Source organism: Neobacillus drentensis, assembly GCF_036965645.1.
In the GTDB taxonomy this organism is placed as follows: Bacteria; Bacillota; Bacilli; order Bacillales; family Cytobacillaceae; genus Neobacillus; species Neobacillus drentensis_D.
In genome coordinates, this window is the sequence record NZ_JBALPZ010000282.1 from 1 (window position 1) to 1,343 (window position 1,343).

A 1,343-nucleotide genomic window follows, 5' to 3' on the forward strand; every position below is an offset into this window, starting at 1 on the left:
AAGGTAGCTTTTTGATGAAGTTTTTTTTACGTATAATTAGTACGAGGTATTAATACCAAGTTACAGAATTAATATAATGTATAAAACGAGGAATCGAACAATTTAGAAGTCTTTTGAAATAATTGTTTTAAGTATAGTTTGAAGAATAAAAAGGAGTGATGATTATGGCACGTAGAGTTGTTGTGACCGGATATGGAGTAGTTTCACCGTTAGGAAATAACGTAGAAGAGTTATGGAATAATATTAAAGAAGGTAAATCAGGGGTCAAAAAAATTCAATCTGATGACTTCAAAGATATAAGCACTCAAATTGCTGGTTATATTACCGACTTTAATGCAGAGCAATATCTTGATAAAAAGGAATTAGGGAATTATGATTTGTTTGTGCAATATGGTTATGCTGCTGCTAAACAAGCCCTAAACCAAGCAAATCTTGATGTAGATAATATAAATAAGGAGCGATTCGGGGTATATATTGGCTCAGGTATTGGAGGAATTAATACCATATTAGATAATCATAAATCCTTAATTGAAAGAGGACCAAGAAGAGTTTCTCCATTTATGGTTCCTATGATGATTAGTAATATGGCTTCAGGTATTATTTCCATAAAAACTGGATTTAAGGGACCTAGCTATTCTCCTGTTTCTGCTTGTGCAACAGGGAATCAAGCGATTGGGGAGGCTTTTTTAAATATTCGGCACGGTTACTCTGATGGCATATTAGCTGGAGGGGCTGAAGCTCCTATTAATCCATTAGCTTTTGCTGGATTTTCAAGAATGAGAGCAATGTCCACCTTTAATGATATTCCAGAAAGGGCAAGCCGTCCATTTGACAGTCAACGTGATGGCTTTGTTATGTCAGAAGGAGCAGGTGTTTTATTCCTTGAAGAGTATGAACACGCTAAAGAAAGAGGAGCGACAATTTTAGGAGAAATTGTCGGATATGGTTCCACAACGGATGCCTATCATATTACTTCCCCTGATTATCACGGTGCAGCAAATGCTATGAAATTAGCTTTAGAAATGGGGGGAATCAACCTTACAGATGTAAATTATATAAATGCTCATGGAACTAGTACCCCTGAAGGAGATAAATCAGAAACTAAAGCAATTAAAAGTGTTTTTGGTATGCATGCTTATAATTTAAAGGTGAGTTCTACCAAATCTATGACTGGACACCTTTTCGGAGCTGCAGGGGGAATTGAGGGCATTATAACACTCAAAAGTATCATGGAAGATATAGCTCCTCCCACTATCAATTACGAAAAACCAGATGAAAATTGTGATTTAGATTATGTTCCAAACCATGCAGTTAAAACAAAAATAAACTATGCTATTTCTAAT

Annotated in this window: 1 protein-coding gene; it reads left to right on the forward strand. The window is 35.4% G+C overall.

The features are described 5' to 3' along the window. Positions 1-164 precede the first annotated feature (164 nt). Positions 165-1,343 (forward strand): beta-ketoacyl-ACP synthase II (gene fabF, locus V7266_RS30385; RefSeq protein ID WP_335473001.1); only part of this gene is annotated, 1,179 nt, incomplete at its 3' end.